Origin of the sequence: Afipia sp. Root123D2, from assembly GCF_001425835.1 — a bacterium.
Lineage (GTDB): Bacteria > Pseudomonadota > Alphaproteobacteria > Rhizobiales > Xanthobacteraceae > Afipia.
Genome location: NZ_LMDP01000001.1, coordinates 756628 through 774417, shown reverse-complemented (window position 1 = coordinate 774417; position 17790 = coordinate 756628). Strand labels below are relative to the sequence as shown.

The following is a 17790-nucleotide window of genomic DNA, read 5'->3' as shown; positions in this document are numbered from 1 at the left end:
CATCCGGACAAAACTCGCTTTCACCGAAAGAGCTCACCTAGATTTACCTTAGGACTTCAAACATCAGGAAAAACACCTGAACTATCCCGTGCAGCAAAACGCGGCTTTCGAGCAGCGTTTTTTAAAGCTTCGAAAGACTTAAGGTGGGGTGCTAATAACCTAGACTATCTTTCGGGTATGGCTGAATGGCATAAGTGCGTCTATGGCTCGGACGATAAATATCGCGACTACATCAGAACAATTCGGAATGTTCGCAGTATCCGATTCCACGAAGTCTATACTCAATGATCGAGCATCTATTGGCTTGACATTCCCCATAATAGGACTATATTCCCAATTATATACTTGACACCATAAGGATAGAATCCTAGAAAGGGCCATCAACACGGATTGGCCCAATGTCTCAGTTCAACGCACCGCATTTTCAGACCCCGGAAGCCGCCCGCGCTTATCTCGAAAAGCTGCGTTGGGGCGGTGAACGGGTCTGCCCGCATTGCGGTTCGGTCAATCTGTCGTTCGCCACCAAGAAGGCTGGCGTCTACCGTTGCAGCGCCAAGGAGTGCCGCAAGGACTTCAGCGTGACTACCAAAAGCGTGATGGAAAGCAGCCATATCAAGCTGCACATCTGGCTTCAGGCCTTCTACCTCATGGCCTCGTCCAAGAAGGGCGTGTCCAGCCATCAACTGCACCGCGCCTTGGGCGTCACCTATAAGACCGCTTGGTTCCTTTCGCATCGTATCCGCGAAGCCATGAGCAATGGTGGCTTGCTCCCGCCGACCCCGATGGGCGGCGAAGGCGCAATCGTCGAAGCCGATGAAACCTATTTTGGCCCGGTCGCTAAGGACAAGGTTCGTAAGGTCACGACCTCTGGCCGTCCCTTCACCAAGTCCGGCCGTCCGGGTCCGTCTAACAAGCGTGCTATCGTGTCTCTCGTTGAGCGCGGCGGTTCGGTTCGCTCGTTCCATGTCGCCGTTGCTGACGGTGCCAGCGTTCGCAAGATCGTCATGGACAACGTCGCTCGTGAAACCCGCCTGCACACTGACGAAAGCCGCCTCTATCACGGCGCAGAACTGCACTTCGCCTCTCATGAGACGATCAATCACAGCCGCAAGGAATACGCTCGCGGCGATGTGACCACGAACTCCGTCGAAGGCTACTTCTCAATTTTCAAAAGAGGCATGAAGGGCGTCTATCAGCATTGCGCTGAGAAGCACCTGCACCGCTACCTTTCAGAATACGACTTCCGCTACAATCACCGGGTCAAGCTCGGCTACAGCGATGGGGAACGTGCTGACCTTGCCGTCAAGGGTGCTGCCGGTAAGCGTCTGACGTATCGTCAAGCTAACTGAGCCTGACTTTTCCAAGAAGGCGGGGCGCTTCCTGCGCTGGCGCTCAAAGCTGCCCAAGCCGAAGCCGAAGTTCGTCCGCTATTGGCGAACTAAATAGGCGGCAAATTAAGAAACGTATGCCACAAATAGAAAACCCCCAGACCGAGGTCCGGGGGGTGCTCAACGGCGTACCGTTAAAGCGTTGATATACCCTAGATATTCTAAAACCAAGAATTGTCAAGAGGTTTCCGTGATTACTAGATCGGCCATGTATATCGACGGGTTTAATCTTTACCACTCAATAGACGATCTCAAAATCCCGCATTTAAAGTGGCTGGATCTAGTAAAACTTGGGAATCTAATCATTCCCAAAGCTACAGAAAAGCTGGTTCGAACCGTCTATTGCACCGCCTACCACCCCGGAGACTCTCAAAAGAGATGGCGACACGATCAATATCTGAACGCTCTAAGGGTTGTTGGGGCAACGCCCGTATTTGGCCACTACATTCACGAACCAAAAAAGTGCAACTCCTGCGGCGACAAATGGCAACAACCAAATGAGAAAGAGACCGACATCAATCTCGCATTGTCTATCTTTAACGACGCAAGGTTGGACGTGTTTGACACAGCTTATCTAGTAACAGCGGACTCAGACCAAGCGGCAACCGCAAAGATGCTTCGTGAAAATTTCGAAAATAAAAAGCTTGTTACCGTCGCGCCGCCCGGCAGAAATTTTTCCACCCACATCCTTGCAAACGCTTCGGCAAGGATCGCCTTGAATCAAGAGCACCTAGAACGCTGCCTGTTTTCAGCAATGGTTTTTAAAGAAGGGCAACCAGCCGGGCGAAGGCCGAGGGAATACGAGCCACCACAGGGCTGGACACCCCCAGCTTAAGTTTTCTTCTTTGCCTTTAGCGCCCTGCGCTTGGCGGTCGCTGTCTTCGGAATGTCTTTCATCGGCTTTGGCGGCGACTTAAGCGCGCCCTTTAGCATCGCGTCGAAACGATCTTTAGTTTCCTTATCCGAATAATTGTCAGGGTTCTTTTTCATGCGAAGAAAATCCACAGGGCCCAAAGATGCATCAAACGCCTTCAACATTTTAACCGATATTAGCCCTGAGCGTCTGCAGAAGTTCGCGGCTATCGTGATCGTCTGGAACTATATCGAGACATTCCTGGATGCTAGTCTTGGCTTGGCGCTCCGCATTGATGTTCAAATGTTTCCCCACGTCAGTTCTAGAATAAATGGAACCGACGGGAAAATAGCGATCATCAAGGAGTCTATCCTGTTAGCCCAACCCAAGGAACACACGCGGGTCCTGCTTAGTAAGACCCTGAACGCCGTTCAGGCGTATAAAAAGAACCGCGACGGCGTCGTTCACGTAAAAATATCAGATCCAAGTGCTGACGTTGCTGACACAATACAGCGTCAGGGCATTGCCGATGAAGTACTCATTTCACAAGCGGCGCTTGATGCTATCTTCGCCCGGCTCAGTCTTGTCGGGCTTGAGATGAACCAACTATTCAAAGTTCTACATCATTGCGCGATGGGCGATCTTACTAACGACGTGGCTGAGAAAAAACGACACGCAGAACTAGCTGAACAAGCTCTGGCTCAACTCCAGAGCTTCCAGACTGAACGAGAAGCGCTTCCGCCGCCTCCAAAGTTTCCGGACGAACTCCCAGAGCCTCTAAGCTCGGAAGGCGATCAAGCGCTTCCGGGCTGAGGTCTATTCGCGGTGAGGCCGGCCTGTCAGGCATAGGGCTATATCTTCCCGCTTGTGGTTTCAAGTATATAATTGGGACTATATTCCTCTCATCCCGTCTCACTTTGAGGGGCGGCTCGCGATCGTCACAGGACGCGAGGCGGGATGCGGTGGACGCGATCGGTGTTCGATCGCCGTGACGCGTGCGGGGTTTCCCCGGCTTGCCGGGACGCGCGCCGATGGTGATGACGACCACGCCGAAAGCGTACGGCCCAAGGCGCGATATCCCGGCGCATCGCCTTGCGCCATGGGCAGCGCGCCACCGTCCCTCCCGTTCGCGGGAAGGCGGCGGCGTCAGTCCCTCCAGCGGTGATGGACCGAAGGGCCGGTCACCGGAGGTTTTCGCGCAGCAAGCCGTTAAAACCATTGCGTGCGGAACGCCGGATGTTTTCGGCGTGTTCGTGGTGACCATGCTCGTGTGCTTTTTACTTTTGCGCACGAGGCTGCGGATGCGGCGAGCATCCGGCGTTCCGCGCGCCCTCATGTGATGAGGGACGGAATGTTCACCCCATACCTCGGGCGCATTCGCGCCGCGGGATCGCGAACGTGCATCTGCTGTTTGAAAATTGAATCTGGAGCGCGCGAAGCGCGACGACGTCTCAACATTTCGATTGTCATCACCGGGCTTGTCCCGGTGATCCACGTCTTCAACGTCCTGCGTGGTGAGGCAAGACGCGGATGGCCGGAACAAGTCCGGCCATGACAGGAAAGAGTCCCGGGCGCGTTGCGGTGTGCGATAAGTGCTCAATCGTCGTCCTCATCATAACCCGCGGGCGGCGGCAAAGGCCGGCGCATGCCGGGCCGCTGCGGCTGCGCCGCGTTCTCCTCGGGATGAAACACGACGTAGCACGCGCGGCTGAGGCGCGGGCTGTTGTCGCGCAGACAGGTCTCGATGCGATCCTCGTCGGGAATGAACCGGCCGCATAGCCGCATGGCGTCCGGCGTGCAGGCTTCGCGCTCGGCTTCAGTGCCGCGCGCCTGCGCCGCCTGGCTTCCTGCGAACAACACCATCGCCGCAATCGCGCCGCAAACTGCTTTCGACAACATGACCGGCTCCCGGATATGGATCGTGAAATCCAACACCAGCGCCGCGCGCAGGTCCGAATGGGCCGATCACATCGCGTCGACGCCGCGCGTCAGCGCGCGCGCCACACGAACAGGCTGGACACCGCGTAGTTCCACACTACGCCCATCAGCGCGCCCGCAGCACCGGCGAGCCACCACAGCGCGCGCTGGCCATAGAGCGAGAACGCAACGCCGACATTGGCGAGCAATCCGATGCTGCATACCAGATAGAAAATCACGAGGCCGCGCAGCAGCGCGAAACCCTTCAGCCGCTGGTCGCGATAGGTCAGGCGATTGTTGAGCAGGAAGTTGAACGTCATCGCGACGAACGCCGCCACCGCCTGCGCTTCGGCGAACGGCTCGTTGAACGCGTTCAACGCGACATAAAGCGTGACGAGATGCACCGCGAGACCGAGCGAGCCGATCATCGCGAACAGCAGAAACCGCAACGATACCAGATCGCGCGTCAGCTTCGCCAGCACGAGGCCGAGGAAATCCATCACCACCAGCGAGTCAAGCTTGCTCTCGCCGTGCAGCCGCGAACCGAACGTGTACGGCACCTCGACGATGCGCAGCGCGCCCTGCGCGGTCGCGACGAGATCGAGCAGGATCTTGAAGCCCTGTATCGACAGCGACGGCGCCAGCTGCTCGAAGCGGTCACGCCGCACCATGAAGAAGCCGCTCATCGGATCGGCGATGTCGATATGGAGCAGACGCTTGGCGATCGAGGTCGCGAACATGCTGCCGCCGAGCCGCTGCCTGTCGAAACTATCGGCGCTGCCGCCGCTGACGTAGCGGCTGCCGACCACGAGATCGGCCTCCCCGCCCTGCAGCAGGCCAAGCATCTTCGGCAACTGGGTCTCGTCGTGCTGAAGGTCGGCGTCCATCACCGCGACATACGGCGCCGACGACGCCAGGATGCCCTCGATGCACGCGCCGGACAGGCCGCGGCGGCCGATGCGGCGGATGCAGCGCACGCGGGTGTCGGCCTGCGCCAGTTGCCTCACCACGTCCCAGGTGCCGTCCGGCGAATTGTCGTCGACGAAGATGACTTCCCACGACACGCCCGTGAGCGCCGCCTGCAACTTGGCAAGCAGCTTCGCAACGTTGTCGCGCTCGTTGAAAGTCGGCACCACCACGCATAATTGACGGGCGTCTGCGGACGGGGCGATGGCTGAACTCATGGCGCCAGCATATATCCGGCGGTTCCGGCCCTGCCAAGCGACGCCGGACGGGTTTGGCGGCAATCCGGCGTCCGCCTGTGAGACGAGGCGGGAAAACGGGTGGAAATGGCGCGGAAAAATCGGCCAGACATGCCAACGACCACGAACGACGCGGGCCGCGCGTACATCCGGCGCTGGCCCAAGGCGGTGTCATCGTGACAGCGCCCAGTCATCTCGTGGTCGTCCCGGCGATGGTGCGGGGGCAGCGACATCGCCGTTATGTGTTAGATGGTAATGAACGAGACGTTTCGCAAGAGGGCAGAAAATGGCTGGCAAGGCAGGCAAAATCCACATCGGAATCGGCGGATGGACCTTCGCGCCGTGGCGCGGGGTGTTCTACCCGGAGAAACTGACGCAGGCCAAGGAGCTCAGCTACGCCGCCTCGAAGCTGACCTCGATCGAAATCAACGGCACCTATTACGGATCGCAAAAGCCGGAAAGCTTCCGCAAATGGGCCAGCGAAGTGCCGGACGGTTTTATCTTCTCGGTCAAGGGTCCGCGGTTCGCCACCAATCGCAAGGTGCTGGCGGAGGCCGGCGATTCCATCAAGCGGTTCTACGATTCCGGCGTGCTGGAATTGGCCGACCGGCTCGGCCCCGTGCTGTGGCAATTTGCGCCGACCAAGAAATTCGACGAGGCCGATTTCGGCGCCTTCCTCGAGTTGCTGCCGCGCAAGCTCGAGGGCCGCACGCTGCGTCACGTGGTCGAGGTCCGGCACGACAGCTTCCAGACACCGGCCTTCATCGCGCTGCTGCGCCAGCACGAGGTGCCGGTGGTCTATGCCGAGCACGGCAAGTATCCGGCGATCGCCGACCTCGCGAGCGATTTCGTCTACGTCCGCCTCCAGACCGGCAAGGACACGGTGAAGACCGCCTACCCGCCCAAGGAACTGGATGAGTGGGCGGAGCGATTCAAGCTATGGGCAAAAGGCGGAGAGCCCGACGACCTCAACCGCGTCGATGCCAAACCTGCGAAGAAGCAACCACGCGACGTCTTTGCCTACGTCATCCACGAAGGAAAAATTCGCGCGCCGGCCGGCGCGATGGAGTTGATCGCGCGCGTGAAGTGACCGACACTGATCCGGTCGGAGCACCACATGGCGAAATCAAAAAAGCTGTTCACCATCGGATATGAGCAAACGCCGCCCCTGGCGGTGTACGACGCACTGGAGAAAGCCGGCGTCAAACTTCTGGTCGATGTCCGCGCCGTCACGTCGTCGCGGCGGCCGGGATTCTCGAAAAACCAGCTTGCGGCGGCGCTCGACGAACGCGGCATCTCATATATTCATCTGCGCGGGCTCGGCACGCCGAAGGAAGGACGCCTCGCCGCGCGCAGCGGCGATATCAAGACGCTGGAGAAGATTTACAGCGCTCATCTCAAGAAACCGGAAGCGCGCGAAGAGATGGACGAACTGGCGGCGCTAGTGATGAAAGCGGGCCCGGTGTGTCTGCTGTGCTACGAGCGCGATCACACCAACTGCCACCGGACTTTCATTGCCGAGATCATCGAAAAACGTGACGGCGTGAAAATCGACAATCTGATACCGCCGCAACACTAAGTTACCGCTGTCGCAGCAAAACTTTCGTCGCGTTCATTGCTTGTTCTCCGCCCGTTACTGGACGGCGATGATCTCCCGCATTTTAATCATATCCGTACTATTGCGTACTCCGGGGCTGCGGGGCTCCATGCGTTGCGTCGAAGTCATGCGCATATTGGGCGCGGTCGCGATCCTTTCGATCAGCGGCGCTGCATCCGTTGTTGCCAATCCGCTGAGCGACATCTTTGGTTTCAAAAACAACCTCACGGGCGGCAGTGCTCCGGAGACATTTCTCTATTTCAGCGGCTTCGATTTGTGGCGCGAGGGCGGCTCATCGTATGGCGGCGTGCAATGGGCGCCGGGCGGATTGAACAGCGATGGCTTCACGCTGAAATTGCTGCTCGCGGGCGGGCAGTATCTCTACACAGCAGGAACGACAAATATCACCGGCACCAATTTTCTCGGAGCGGCCCTGCCCGGCTGGCGGATCAAGCGCGGCAATTTCGAGATCAAGGTCTTCGCCGGTCTCGATCTCCAGCATCACATCCTGTCGCCGGTCGATCCGAACAACGCGTTGCGTGGCACCCACGCAGGACTGCGCGTCGGTACGGATCTGTGGTGGGAGCCGACGCGCAAGCTGATGATTGCATCTTCCCTTTCGGGCTCGACCATCGGCACGAATTTCGGCGCACGCGCTGCGGTCGGCTGGCGATTGTTCGACAGCTTCTGGGTGGGACCGGAGATAGAGACGTCGGGCGACGACATCTATCGTCAGTATCGCGCCGGTGCTCACGTCACGTCGCTGAAGTACGGCCGATTTGAATGGGCATTCGGCGCCGGTTACGTCGAGGACAATGATCACCGCTCGGGGCTTTACGGACGGTTCAGCCTGCTGACACGACAGTGAGCCGGATCATCCAAGACGCCAGATCGCCAATGGCTGCTCGTATCCCCTGATGGCAACATCGCCGAGCGGCACGGCATCCTTGTCGACATCGCCCAGCGCATCGCGCACCGTCGACGAAATCAGAAACTGCGATTCGAACTCCTTGTTGAGGGATTCGATCCGCGCGGCCAGATTCACGGTGTCGCCGATCACGGTATATTCCTTGCGGCGCGGCGAACCGATATTCCCCGCGACCACCTCGCCGGCATGAAGCCCGATACCGATACGCAGGGGCCAAGTATTTCCCTCATTGTCGCGTGACATTGCGGCCAGCATCTCACGCGCAGCTGCAACCGCGTTATGCGTGGCGTGGGTATCCTCAAACGGCGCACCGAACAGCGCCAGGAATCCATCCCCCAGAAACTTGTTCACGATGCCATTATGACGATCGACGATATCCACCAGCACTCCGAAGGCGCCGTCAAGCCGGTCCACCACCTCCTGCGGAGACCGCGCCTGAGCAGCAGCCGTGAAGCTGCGAAAATCCACGAACATCACGGCAACGTGCCGGGTTTCGCTGGGCGTCCCGGTCCCCTCCGCCATCAACCGCTCGACCACCTGAGCAGACACGTGCTGACCGAACAGATTGGTGACACGATCGCGCACAGTAGCCGCGGCGATACTGGTCGCGAATTGTCGACGCAACTGAACGCCGACCGCTCCGGCCAGTATCCCGCAAACCAGAATGATCAGGCTGCGCGCAAGATGATAAAAGGAATCAGGGCCTGGCTCGGGATGATAATACATGGCCATCAGAAACAGTTCGGCCGCCGCAACGAACCCGGTGAAGGTCGACAGCCAGAAATCCAGCCGCAATGTCGACAGGATGATAAAGATGAAATAGGTGAACGGCACCACGAAACCGAGCGCCGCAACCGATCCCATATTCTGGATGTGAAGCGCCAGCGCCACCGTGGGCATGCTGGTCTCGATGAAAGCGCCGACGTAACGGCGCAATGGCGGCGTATCGCGATCAAGCGTGATCTGTCGCTTGACGAGAGCATGGACCGCAATCTCGAACAGAATGAACGGCACCAGGATAATATAAAGATATGCTGGCTTCAGATTACCGTGCCAGAGATTCTCAATCTTCTCGGGCGCAAGAATATAAACAGTCCAGAGAATTGCCGTAATCACGGTGGTGGTGACGATCAGGGCTTTGACGCGCAGGAGTTCGGTCTTGAGAATCTCGCGAGTCAACGCGCGTTGAAAATCAGACGAAAGCGCTGACTGCCCGTCGCCTGCTGGTTTGCCGTTGGGCGCACGCATCGTGATATTCCATCCTGCCTCGAGTACAGCATACAGGATCGCCCGCCGTGCTCAATCCAGCGTCCGCCTGAACCGGGTCACGGCGATGGTCATCGCCACCAGCACCAGCGCCACCAACACGATTGTATCGTATTGCAGATTCTCCAGTGCGGCGCCCTTCAGCATGATGGCGCGGACGATGCGAATATAATGCGTCAGCGGCAGACACTCACCGATCCATTGCGCCCACACCGGCATTCCGGCGAACGGAAACATGAACCCCGACAGCAGAATGTTCGGCAGGAAAAACATCATCGACATCTGCATCGCCTGCAACTGGTTCTGCGCGATGGTCGAAAACGTATAGCCAATGGACAGGTTCGCGGCGATGAACAGCGTCGACAGCAGCGCCAGCATGGTGAGGCTGCCGCGGATCGGAACACCGAACAGGAAATAGCCGATGCCGATAATGATCGTTGCCTGCAGGAAACCGACAAGGATATAGGGAATGATCTTGCCGAGCATCACCTCGATCGGCGTGATCGGCATCGCCAGCAAATTCTCCATCGTCCCGCGCTCGATTTCGCGGGTGACCGACAGCGCGGTGAAGATCAGCATGGTCATGGTCAGGATGGTGCCGACCAGACCCGGGACGATATTCAAGCGCGACTCCGCCGCCGGATTGTAGCGGGCGTGGGCGCGAATCTCGAACGGCGGCGACGGCGGATCGCCGGCAAACAGATCGTGAGCCAGCGCGCTCTGGATCAATTGTCCGAGCGCGGACATCGCAGAACCCGATGCAACGGGATCGGTGGCGTCCGCCGCCACCAGCAGGGCCGGCTTGTCGCCGCGACGGACCGCGCGCTCGAAACCACGCGGAATTTCGACGCCGAACAACACGGTTCCGGATTCGAGCAGGCCGTCGAACTCTTTCTCGGTATGAACTTCCCGCACGAACCTGAAGTAGGCCGTATTCTGCAGCGCCTTCAGGATCGAGCGGCCGAGGTCGCTGTTTTCCTGCAGCAGGACCGCCGTCGGCAGATGGCGCGGCGTGGTGTTGATGGCGTAGCCGAACAACAGCAGTTGCATGATCGGCAGCATGACGATCATCGCGAACGAGACGCGGTCGCGCCGCAACTGGATGAACTCCTTAGTCAGCATCGCGAAGGTGCGGCGCAGGAACCCTGACCTGTCGGATACAGCGATGCCCTGTTCGCTCATGGGAAATTATCCTTCGAGCGGCTCATGAGTTCGATGAACACGTCTTCGAGCGACGGCTCAGACTTGTGCCAGGTCATGCCCGTACGGTCGCGATACAGCGCGACAGCTTGCTCCAGCGCGGCCTCGTCGCGGCCGGAGACGTGGAGGCTGTTGCCAAACGGCGCCACCATGTCGATGCCGGGTTTTCCGGTCAGCTCGGACGCAAGCCGGTTGATTCCATTGCCGTCGCCATTGGTCGCGACGGTGTAGGTCGTCAGCGCCGAATTCGCGATCACCTCTTCCACAGTGCCGTGAACCAGCAGGTGGCCGTAAGCGATATACGCAATCTCGTGGCAGCGCTCGGCTTCGTCCATATAGTGCGTTGACACCAGCACGGTCAGCCCGTCGGCGGCCAGCGTATGGATTTCGTTCCAGAAGTCGCGGCGCGCCTTGGGATCGACGCCCGCGGTGGGCTCATCGAGCAGCAGCAATTGCGGACTTGGCAGCGTACAGGCACCGAGCGCAAGACGCTGTTTCCAGCCGCCGGACAGATCGCCCGCGAGTTGCTCCTCGCGCCCTTTCAGGCCGAGGCGTTCGATCATGTCGCGCGCCGCCCTGCGCGGCTCGGGCACGCCGTAGAGCCGCGCGACGAATTCCAGATTCTCCCGGACCGACAGGTCCTGATACAGGCTGAACCGCTGCGTCATGTAGCCGACCCGACGCTTGATCTTGTCCGCCTCGCGCCGGATGTCGAAACCGAGGCAAGTGCCCTCGCCGCTGTCCGGCGTCAGCAGGCCGCACAGCATCCGGATCGTGGTGGTCTTGCCGGAACCGTTGGGGCCGAGAAAGCCGTAGATGCTGCCGCGCTTCACCTGCATCGACAGATCGTGCACGACCTCATGGCCGTTGAACGATTTCGACAATCCCGACACGTCGATGGCGATATCGGAAGTCGAAGTTGGCCGGCACTCCGAAACCGCTGTCATGGCGAGCCGCCGTTGAGAAAGACGCTGACCGGCTGGCCGACACGCAGATCGTCCGGCTTCTCGGGCCGTGCCTGGATCAGGTAGACGAGTTTCGAACGCTCATCCTGACTGTAGATCACCGGCGGCGTATACTCGGCCTGCGTCGCAATAAAGTAGATCTTCGCAGACAGATCGGCGACGCAGCCATCGCAGGTCACGCGGACCTGCTGTCCGATCTTGAGTTTTGCCAGCACGGTTTCCGGCACGAAGAAACGCACCTTCATGTTGCCCGGCGGCAGAATCGAGACCACAGGCCGCTGCGCCGGCACAGTCTCGCCTTCGCGGAAATAGATCTGCTGCACCATGCCGCTGATCGGCGCGGCCATGCGGCGGCGATTGAGCCGGGTTTCCGACGTTACCACGCGCGCCTGCGCAACACGCAATGTTGCCAGCGCCGAATCCAGATTTGCTTGCGTGCCTGACCCAGTCTTGCTCAGCGATAACGCGCGATCGTAGATCTGCTGCGCATTCGCGAGCGACGCCTTGTTCTGGTTGAGATCCGCCTGCTGCAAATCGTCATCCACCGCATAGAGCGTCTGGCCTTCCTTGACTTCGTCACCTTCGCGCACCCTCAGCGAAACCACGCGGCCCGATTCATCCGGGCTGACGAAAATCATGTCGGCCTCTACCCAGCCCTGAAAGCCGGGGTCTTTCTGCCCACTGCAGCTCGCAAGACATCCGATCAGCACGAATGCTGCAGCGGCGCGGGTTACTATTCCAGAGGCGATCATGCCGCTTTCCCTTCGCCGAAAATCAGATCGAGATGAACGCGCAACATCGCTGCCGCATCGAGCGGCGAATATGTGCCAAACAGGCCCTGCCAGATCACCGCCACCACCGCGGGCGCCACCACGACTTGGGGAAACTCGGCAACGGCTTTGTTTTTGATTTCGCCGCGGGCGATGCCGTACTCGATCATCCGCCGCATCCCGGCGATTCCGACCGAGACCACCTCGCGGTGATAGAATTCCGCCAGAGATGGAAAGCGCGTCCCTTCCGCAATGATCAGGCGAAGGATGTCGCCGCGCCGGGTGCCGACCACCTCGCGCGCGAACGTGTCGGCGAAGCCCTCCATCATCGCGCGGGCCGAGACGCCGCTCATCAGCGGTGGATTGGCCATCCGCCCAATCAGCGGCACCAGCGCGGTCCGCACCAACTCCTGAAACAGCGCTTCCTTGTCCTTGAAGTGCAAATAGATCGTCCCCTTGGCAACGCCCGCCCGCTTTGCAACGTCATCAAGGCGCGTCGCGGCAAAGCCGCGCGCAGTGAATTCGTCGAGACCGGCGGCAACGATCGCAGCGCGGCGCTCGCTGGCGCGCATTTCACGGCTCGAGGGGCGCTTGCCGGTTGCGGCGCCGGTAGCGGCCCTGGGTGTCGTTTTGCTTGCCGCTTTGGGTGCGCTCGCCTCGGCTGCTTTTATCCTCGCCGGCTTCTTCATGTTCACAATATGACTGACTGGTCAGTCATATTCAAGATAGTAAAATCGCCATCGCGGCAACGTGACGGTGACCGCTCCTCCCGTGCGTCAGGCGTGAAACTTCAATCCGTCCAGTATCTTGTCGACAATCTTGCGCTCGGCACGAAACCCGAGGCCGACCAGATTGAGGTCCGCCCGCGCCACCGCCCTCACCGCCTCGCGGTTGGCGCCATCGTGGGTCGTCTTGAACATATCCTCGGTGTAGATCGCCGGGACGACGTCACGCGTCAGCGCGCGATCCAGCGCACGGGAGAGTTGAGGTCCGTCACCGCCGTAAATCAGAATCGGCTGACCGATCAGGGACAGATACGGCGTGCCGGAGCCGTCCTGATACGGCTCGCCGATCGAAACGGGAAAGGCCGCGGCGACACCGCTGGCGAGAAACGCAGAGACATTCAGCTTCTGCCACCCCTCGAGATCCGAACGGATCACGAGGGCAATCTTGGTGTCGAATTGCATGATGGAGCCTTGGGAGATCAAATCACTCAGGTCATTCTAGGGTCAGCCCCGCGCGTCGCAAGCCCAGGCCCGGATCACACATTCCTTGCCGCCGAAGGCATAGCACTTGCGCATAGCCGAATTCAGCGCGCTGGAAATGCGCGGCGCAATCGCATAGCCGTGCGCGCCGCAGGGATTGGACATGTCCACCGACAACGCGACGCAGGCGCGCTTCATGGTAACGACCGTGCATTTGCCGTGGCATTGCTTACTGGCGGCAGCGCGGGCACCGGCCTCCGTGGGATAGTCGAACGCCTGCCCGTAGGCGGCGCATTTTCCGACCGCTAAAGCACCAGCGGCCTGCGACGGCGAGGCGAAAGTGATGGCGGCAAAAGCGAAAATCAAAGCGAGCAAAAAAAACGCGCGAACGCGCGCGGCAGACAACACCTTCAAAGCCCTCTCCCCTGCATGATCCGGCAATCCGGATCGCGTGCGTGGTTCACCCCGGAGGCACCGTAATCACGCGGCGTTTCAACTTGGTGAACGCGCGCACAGGCGCCCATGCGCAGCGCAGCGACTCACCAAAATGTGAGTCGTTTCAAGCCGGTGGCTCAGCCGATTCAGGTGTCGGCAAAAGATGAGAGGAAACCCTGCCGGGTCACACGACCATGTCAGGCACGCCGAACGTCCGCCAGCGCCTCCGGCGTGTCGATATCGAGAAAAGCGCTTTTGCCCTCGACTTCGACCTCGGCGACGGCTTCGCCGTGCTGCGCGATCAAATGGCGCGCGCCGATATCGCCGTCCAGCATCATCAGTTCGCCGAAGAAACGCCGCGACCACAGGACCGGATTGCCGCGCCGCCCGCCCGCCACCGGCTGCACGATCAACGAACCCTTATCCGGCGCGAAAGACTCGATCAGCTTGTCGAGCAGTTGGGCGTCGATCAGCGGCATATCGCCGAGACACACGACCACTCCGTCAGCCTCCTCCGGCACAGCCGCGATGCCGGTCTTGACCGAAGTCGCAAGGCCCTCTGCAAAATCCGGATTATGGGCAAACCTAACGTTGAGCCCGCTCAATGCCTGCTCGATTTCTGCCTTCTGGTGGCCGGTGACGACCACGACCGGCGACGCCTTGGATGCCAAGGCCTGCTCCGCGACGATCCGCACCAGCGGCTTGCCGCCGATTTCCGCGAGCAGCTTGTTCGGCCCGCCCATCCGCGTCGAACGGCCAGCGGCGAGAACAATCGCCGCGACATTGCGGTTGCCGTCGGTACCGACCGGCACACGCGGCTGCGGCCGGGTGACGATTTCCATCAGAAGTCCGCCGACCCCCATGCCGGTGACGTCCGCACGGGTCACCTTCAGCCCGGCGAGCAGGCGCATCAGCACCCAGTCGAATCCGTTTTCCTTCGGGGAGCGCGCGCAGCCGGGCGCGCCGAGCACCGGCACGTTGTTGGCATTGCCGATCAGCATGAGATTGCCGGGATCGACCGGCATGCCGAAATGCTCGACCACGCCGCCGACATTCTCAATCGCGGCCGGGATCACGTCACGGCGGTCGGCAATCGCCGACGCGCCGAACACCAGCACCAGTTCAGCCCCCAGCGACAGCATCTCCGCGATCGCAGGCGTCAGCGCATTCTGGTCATGCGGAACGCGGCGTTCGGCGATAATCGTGGCACCGGCGGGAGCAAGGCGCTCGGCCGTCACGCGCAACGTCTTGTCGATGACCTTCGGAGCCAGCCCCGGCAGCATGGTCGAGACAATGCCGACACGCTTGACCTTGAACGGCGCGACGCTCAGCCGGCCGGATTTCGCCGCCGCCACGGCCGCATCGCGCAATTTCGCTTCCACTCCGAACGGGATCAGCTTCACGGTCGCGATCATCTCGCCTTCGACGACCGCCTTGTAAGCCGGCAACGTCGCGAAAGTGATCGCCTCGTCGACACGATTGATGCGGTCGACCGCCTCGCGATCAACGACGAGAACGCCCGGGGTCGCGGCGAAAAGATTGGCGCGTCCGGTAAACGCGCGCTCGACGGTGACACCCTCTCCCGCCACCGCTTCGGCGATACCGGCGGCAGCCGCATCCTCCGACACTTCGTTATCATCGAGACGTGCCACCACAATCTGCGTGATGCCCGCCTTCTGCAATTGCTCGGCTTCCGCGGCACCGATAGTGGTGCCTTTCTTGAGAACAAACCCGTTCTGCCGGATAGCGTGGACGGTGACGCCGCCGATGGCATCGGCGGGCGAAACGGGACCGAATTTCATGCGACTTTCTCGACAGGCACGGCTTTAGGAGTCTTCTCGGCAGGCAGCCGCAGTACGGCGGTGATCTCCGCCATGATGGCAACGGCGATTTCGGCCGGCGACACCGCGCCGATGGCGAGACCGATAGGCGCATGGATACGCGCGAGCTGCTGCTCCGTCGCACCTCGCGCCTTCAGGCGATCGAGCCGCTTGCCGTGAGTTTTCCGCGAGCCGAGCGCGCCGATGTAAAAGCAATCGCGTTCCATCGCATGCAGCAACGCCGGATCGTCGATTTTCGGATCGTGGGTCAGAGCTACGAACGCTGTGTAACGATCGACCTTCAGCGTCGGCAAGGCGACATCCGGCCAGTCCGCGAACAGCGGCACGTCGGGAAAGCGCTCCGGCGAAGCGAACGCGGTGCGCGGATCGACAACGAACACATCGTAACCCAGCAGCCGTGCCAGCGGCGCAAGCGCCTGACTGATATGGACCGCGCCGGTGATGATAAGGCGCGCGGTCGGGGCATAGACGTTGAGAAAGAGCTTCCTGCCATCGATCTCGATCGTGGCGCTTTTGCCCATGCGCAACTGCCGGTCGAGATCGGCATGAAGCGGATCGGCAGCAACATCGGCCGCCTTCACCATACGCTGCTCGCCGCTGGTGACATCTGTCACGACGACGACAGCACGGCGCGCGGCACGCTCGGCATTCAGTTCGGAAAGCGTCTGGTCCTTCACGACTGGCCGACCTTTTCGACAAACACGCGGATGGTGCCGCCGCATGACAAGCCGACATTCCAGGCGGTCTCGTCGGCGACGCCGAACTCCAGCATCTTCGGCTGGCCGCTGGCGATGACATCCAGCGCCTCGGTCACCACCGCGCCTTCGACGCAGCCGCCGGACACCGAGCCGAGAAACGTGCCCTCGTCGTTGATGACGAGGCTCGATCCGGCCGGACGCGGCGCCGAGCCCCAGGTCTCAACCACGGTGGCAAGCGCCACGCCGTGCCCGGACTTCTTCCAGTCTTCCGCCGCCTTCAGAATATCTTCGTCGCGATTGAGCATGGTGATGTCCTCAAGCTGCCGGTTTGGATGCCGCGCGCCGCTCATAGGCCGGGGGTGCATGGAGAGGCGATGACAACGCGGCAATCAGCCCTTCCATCGACCTCAAGTTATGCACTGGGCGAAATTCATCAACATGCGGCAGCATCATTTTAATGCCCTGCGCCTTGGCCTCGAAGCCCTCGAAACGCAGCAGGGGATTGAGCCAGATCAATCTGCGGCAGGAACGATGGAGCCGGTCCATCTCGAACTCCAGCCGTGAATCAGCTTCGCGCTCCAGCCCGTCCGAAATCAACAGTACAATCGCACCCTGCCCGAGCACGCGGCGGCCCCAGAGATTGTTGAACTTGTGCAGCGACGTCGCGATCCGGGTGCCGCCAGCCCAGTCCTCGACACTGGACGAAACAGACGCCAGCGCCTCGTCCGGGTCACGCGCCCTCAAGGCGCGGGTGACGTTGGTCAGCCGGGTGCCGAACAGGAACACCGAGACGCGCTTGCGCGCATCCGTGATCGCATGGAGAAAATGGAGAAACAGCCGGGTGTAGTCGCTCATCGATCCGGAAATATCGAGCAATGCCACGATCGGAGCCGGCTTCTCGATTCGCCCAAGACGCTGGAAATTGATGATCTCGCCCCCGGTGCGGAGGCTCCCGCGCAGGGTGCGGCGCAGATCGAGTTTGTGACCACGGGCATTCGGCGCGAACCGCCGTGTCAGCAACTCGGCCTGCGGCAGCTTCATATTCGAGATGGCGCGGGTCACTTCGACGATCTCTGCCGCGCTCATCTGCGCGAAATCCTTGCTCTGCAACACCTCGCGATCGGACACAGAGAGCTGGATATTCTTCTCTTCGATCTCCTGCGTTGCGACCTCGCGACTCTGCGCGAACGCTTCCTGCACGCGGCGCGCAGCCGGTGGCGGCGGCTTCTTCGCCTCCGGCGGCAGCGGCACCGAGTCCAGCATGTGCTCGATGCCTTCAGAGCGGCGGAAGAACAGATCGAACGCCTGGGCGAAGATCAGCGCGTGCTCGTGCCGTTTGACGAAGATCGATTCGAGCGTGGTGAACATGTCGGCGCGATTGCCGATGTCGATCAGGCGAATCGCATTCAGGGCATCGATCACCGCGCCGGGACCGATCGGCAACCCCGCGACACGCAGCGCGCGCGCGAAACCCACCACGTTGTCTGCAATCAGACCGTTCGCTGGCGTATCGCTGCCTTGCATC

20 protein-coding genes are annotated in these 17790 nt (G+C 60.6%); 6 read left to right on the top strand and 14 right to left on the bottom strand.

What is annotated here, in order from left to right:
- The first annotated feature begins 398 nt into the window (after window positions 1-398).
- Window positions 399-1349 carry an IS1595 family transposase gene (locus ASC80_RS03675; protein ID WP_056292933.1) on the top strand — a complete coding sequence of 317 codons (951 nt, stop codon included), beginning with the start codon at window positions 399-401 and terminating at the stop codon, window positions 1347-1349.
- Window positions 1350-1596: 247 nt separating this feature from the next.
- Entirely contained in the window at window positions 1597-2223 is a 627-nt protein-coding gene (locus ASC80_RS03670; protein ID WP_056292931.1) for an NYN domain-containing protein, read from the top strand.
- On the opposite strand, the gene ASC80_RS23520 is transcribed toward ASC80_RS03670, so the two are convergent.
- Window positions 2220-2378 (bottom strand): hypothetical protein, encoded by a 159-nt coding sequence (locus ASC80_RS23520; protein WP_156464247.1) that lies wholly within the window; start codon window positions 2376-2378, stop codon window positions 2220-2222. The two genes, ASC80_RS03670 and ASC80_RS23520, sit on opposite strands and share 4 nt — an antisense overlap.
- Here ASC80_RS23520 and ASC80_RS03665 point away from each other — a divergent pair.
- The gene (locus ASC80_RS03665) at window positions 2377-3054 is read left to right on the top strand and encodes a hypothetical protein (protein ID WP_056292930.1); all 678 of its coding nucleotides are present in this window, start codon (window positions 2377-2379) and stop codon (window positions 3052-3054) included. The two genes, ASC80_RS23520 and ASC80_RS03665, sit on opposite strands and share 2 nt — an antisense overlap.
- A 783-nt stretch (window positions 3055-3837) precedes the next feature.
- Here ASC80_RS03665 and ASC80_RS03655 read toward each other — a convergent pair.
- Both ASC80_RS03655 and ASC80_RS03650 read right to left on the bottom strand, forming a co-directional pair.
- Window positions 3838-4140 (bottom strand): hypothetical protein, encoded by a 303-nt coding sequence (locus ASC80_RS03655; protein ID WP_244487178.1) that lies wholly within the window; start codon window positions 4138-4140, stop codon window positions 3838-3840.
- 89 nt (window positions 4141-4229) lie between these two features.
- The gene (locus ASC80_RS03650; RefSeq protein ID WP_056292926.1) at window positions 4230-5342 is read right to left on the bottom strand and encodes a glycosyltransferase; all 1113 of its coding nucleotides are present in this window, start codon (window positions 5340-5342) and stop codon (window positions 4230-4232) included.
- A gap of 304 nt (window positions 5343-5646) precedes the next feature.
- Here ASC80_RS03650 and ASC80_RS03645 point away from each other — a divergent pair, with 304 nt between their 5' ends.
- The 3 genes from ASC80_RS03645 (at window position 5647) to bcsS (ending at window position 7825) form a co-directional block, all read left to right on the top strand.
- Window positions 5647-6450, top strand: coding sequence for a DUF72 domain-containing protein (locus tag ASC80_RS03645; protein ID WP_056292925.1), 804 nt, complete (start codon window positions 5647-5649; stop codon window positions 6448-6450).
- Between the two features lie 27 nt (window positions 6451-6477).
- Window positions 6478-6939 (top strand): DUF488 domain-containing protein, encoded by a 462-nt coding sequence (locus ASC80_RS03640; protein WP_056292924.1) that lies wholly within the window; start codon window positions 6478-6480, stop codon window positions 6937-6939.
- Window positions 6940-7084: 145 nt separating this feature from the next.
- The gene (gene bcsS / locus ASC80_RS03635) at window positions 7085-7825 is read left to right on the top strand and encodes a cellulose biosynthesis protein BcsS (RefSeq protein ID WP_244487177.1); all 741 of its coding nucleotides are present in this window, start codon (window positions 7085-7087) and stop codon (window positions 7823-7825) included.
- Window positions 7826-7831: 6 nt separating this feature from the next.
- Here the strand turns inward: bcsS and ASC80_RS03630 are convergent, their stop codons facing one another.
- The 11 genes from ASC80_RS03630 to ASC80_RS03580 all read right to left on the bottom strand — a co-directional run bounded on the left by ASC80_RS03630 (window position 7832) and on the right by ASC80_RS03580 (window position 17789).
- Window positions 7832-9133, bottom strand: coding sequence for an adenylate/guanylate cyclase domain-containing protein (locus ASC80_RS03630; RefSeq protein ID WP_056292919.1), 1302 nt, complete (start codon window positions 9131-9133; stop codon window positions 7832-7834).
- Between the two features lie 51 nt (window positions 9134-9184).
- Window positions 9185-10333: an ABC transporter permease gene (locus tag ASC80_RS03625; protein WP_056292918.1), complete on the bottom strand. Its 1149-nt coding sequence runs from the start codon at window positions 10331-10333 to the stop codon at window positions 9185-9187.
- On the bottom strand, window positions 10330-11298 hold the full coding sequence (locus ASC80_RS03620) for an ABC transporter ATP-binding protein (RefSeq protein ID WP_056292917.1): 969 nt from the start codon (window positions 11296-11298) through the stop codon (window positions 10330-10332). The genes ASC80_RS03625 and ASC80_RS03620 overlap by 4 nt, the downstream gene beginning before the upstream one ends.
- Window positions 11295-12068, bottom strand: a complete 774-nt coding sequence (locus tag ASC80_RS03615; RefSeq protein ID WP_056292916.1) for an HlyD family secretion protein — start codon at window positions 12066-12068, stop codon at window positions 11295-11297. Before ASC80_RS03615 ends, ASC80_RS03620 begins: the two co-directional genes overlap by 4 nt.
- The gene (locus ASC80_RS03610) at window positions 12065-12775 is read right to left on the bottom strand and encodes a TetR/AcrR family transcriptional regulator (protein ID WP_056292915.1); all 711 of its coding nucleotides are present in this window, start codon (window positions 12773-12775) and stop codon (window positions 12065-12067) included. Before ASC80_RS03610 ends, ASC80_RS03615 begins: the two co-directional genes overlap by 4 nt.
- A gap of 87 nt (window positions 12776-12862) precedes the next feature.
- On the bottom strand, window positions 12863-13273 hold the full coding sequence (locus ASC80_RS03605) for a DUF2000 family protein (RefSeq protein WP_056292913.1): 411 nt from the start codon (window positions 13271-13273) through the stop codon (window positions 12863-12865).
- A gap of 42 nt (window positions 13274-13315) precedes the next feature.
- Complete coding sequence (locus ASC80_RS03600; protein WP_082512390.1) at window positions 13316-13705, bottom strand: DUF4189 domain-containing protein; 390 nt, start codon at window positions 13703-13705, stop codon at window positions 13316-13318.
- A gap of 218 nt (window positions 13706-13923) precedes the next feature.
- On the bottom strand, window positions 13924-15528 hold the full coding sequence (locus tag ASC80_RS03595; protein WP_056292912.1) for an NTP transferase domain-containing protein: 1605 nt from the start codon (window positions 15526-15528) through the stop codon (window positions 13924-13926).
- On the bottom strand, window positions 15525-16244 hold the full coding sequence (locus ASC80_RS03590; protein WP_056292911.1) for an XdhC family protein: 720 nt from the start codon (window positions 16242-16244) through the stop codon (window positions 15525-15527). The genes ASC80_RS03595 and ASC80_RS03590 overlap by 4 nt, the downstream gene beginning before the upstream one ends.
- Window positions 16241-16570 (bottom strand): XdhC family protein, encoded by a 330-nt coding sequence (locus tag ASC80_RS03585; protein ID WP_056295527.1) that lies wholly within the window; start codon window positions 16568-16570, stop codon window positions 16241-16243. Before ASC80_RS03585 ends, ASC80_RS03590 begins: the two co-directional genes overlap by 4 nt.
- Before the next feature lie 10 nt (window positions 16571-16580).
- Window positions 16581-17789, bottom strand: coding sequence for a vWA domain-containing protein (locus ASC80_RS03580; RefSeq protein WP_056292909.1), 1209 nt, complete (start codon window positions 17787-17789; stop codon window positions 16581-16583).
- Between the last annotated feature and the right edge of the window lies 1 nt (window position 17790).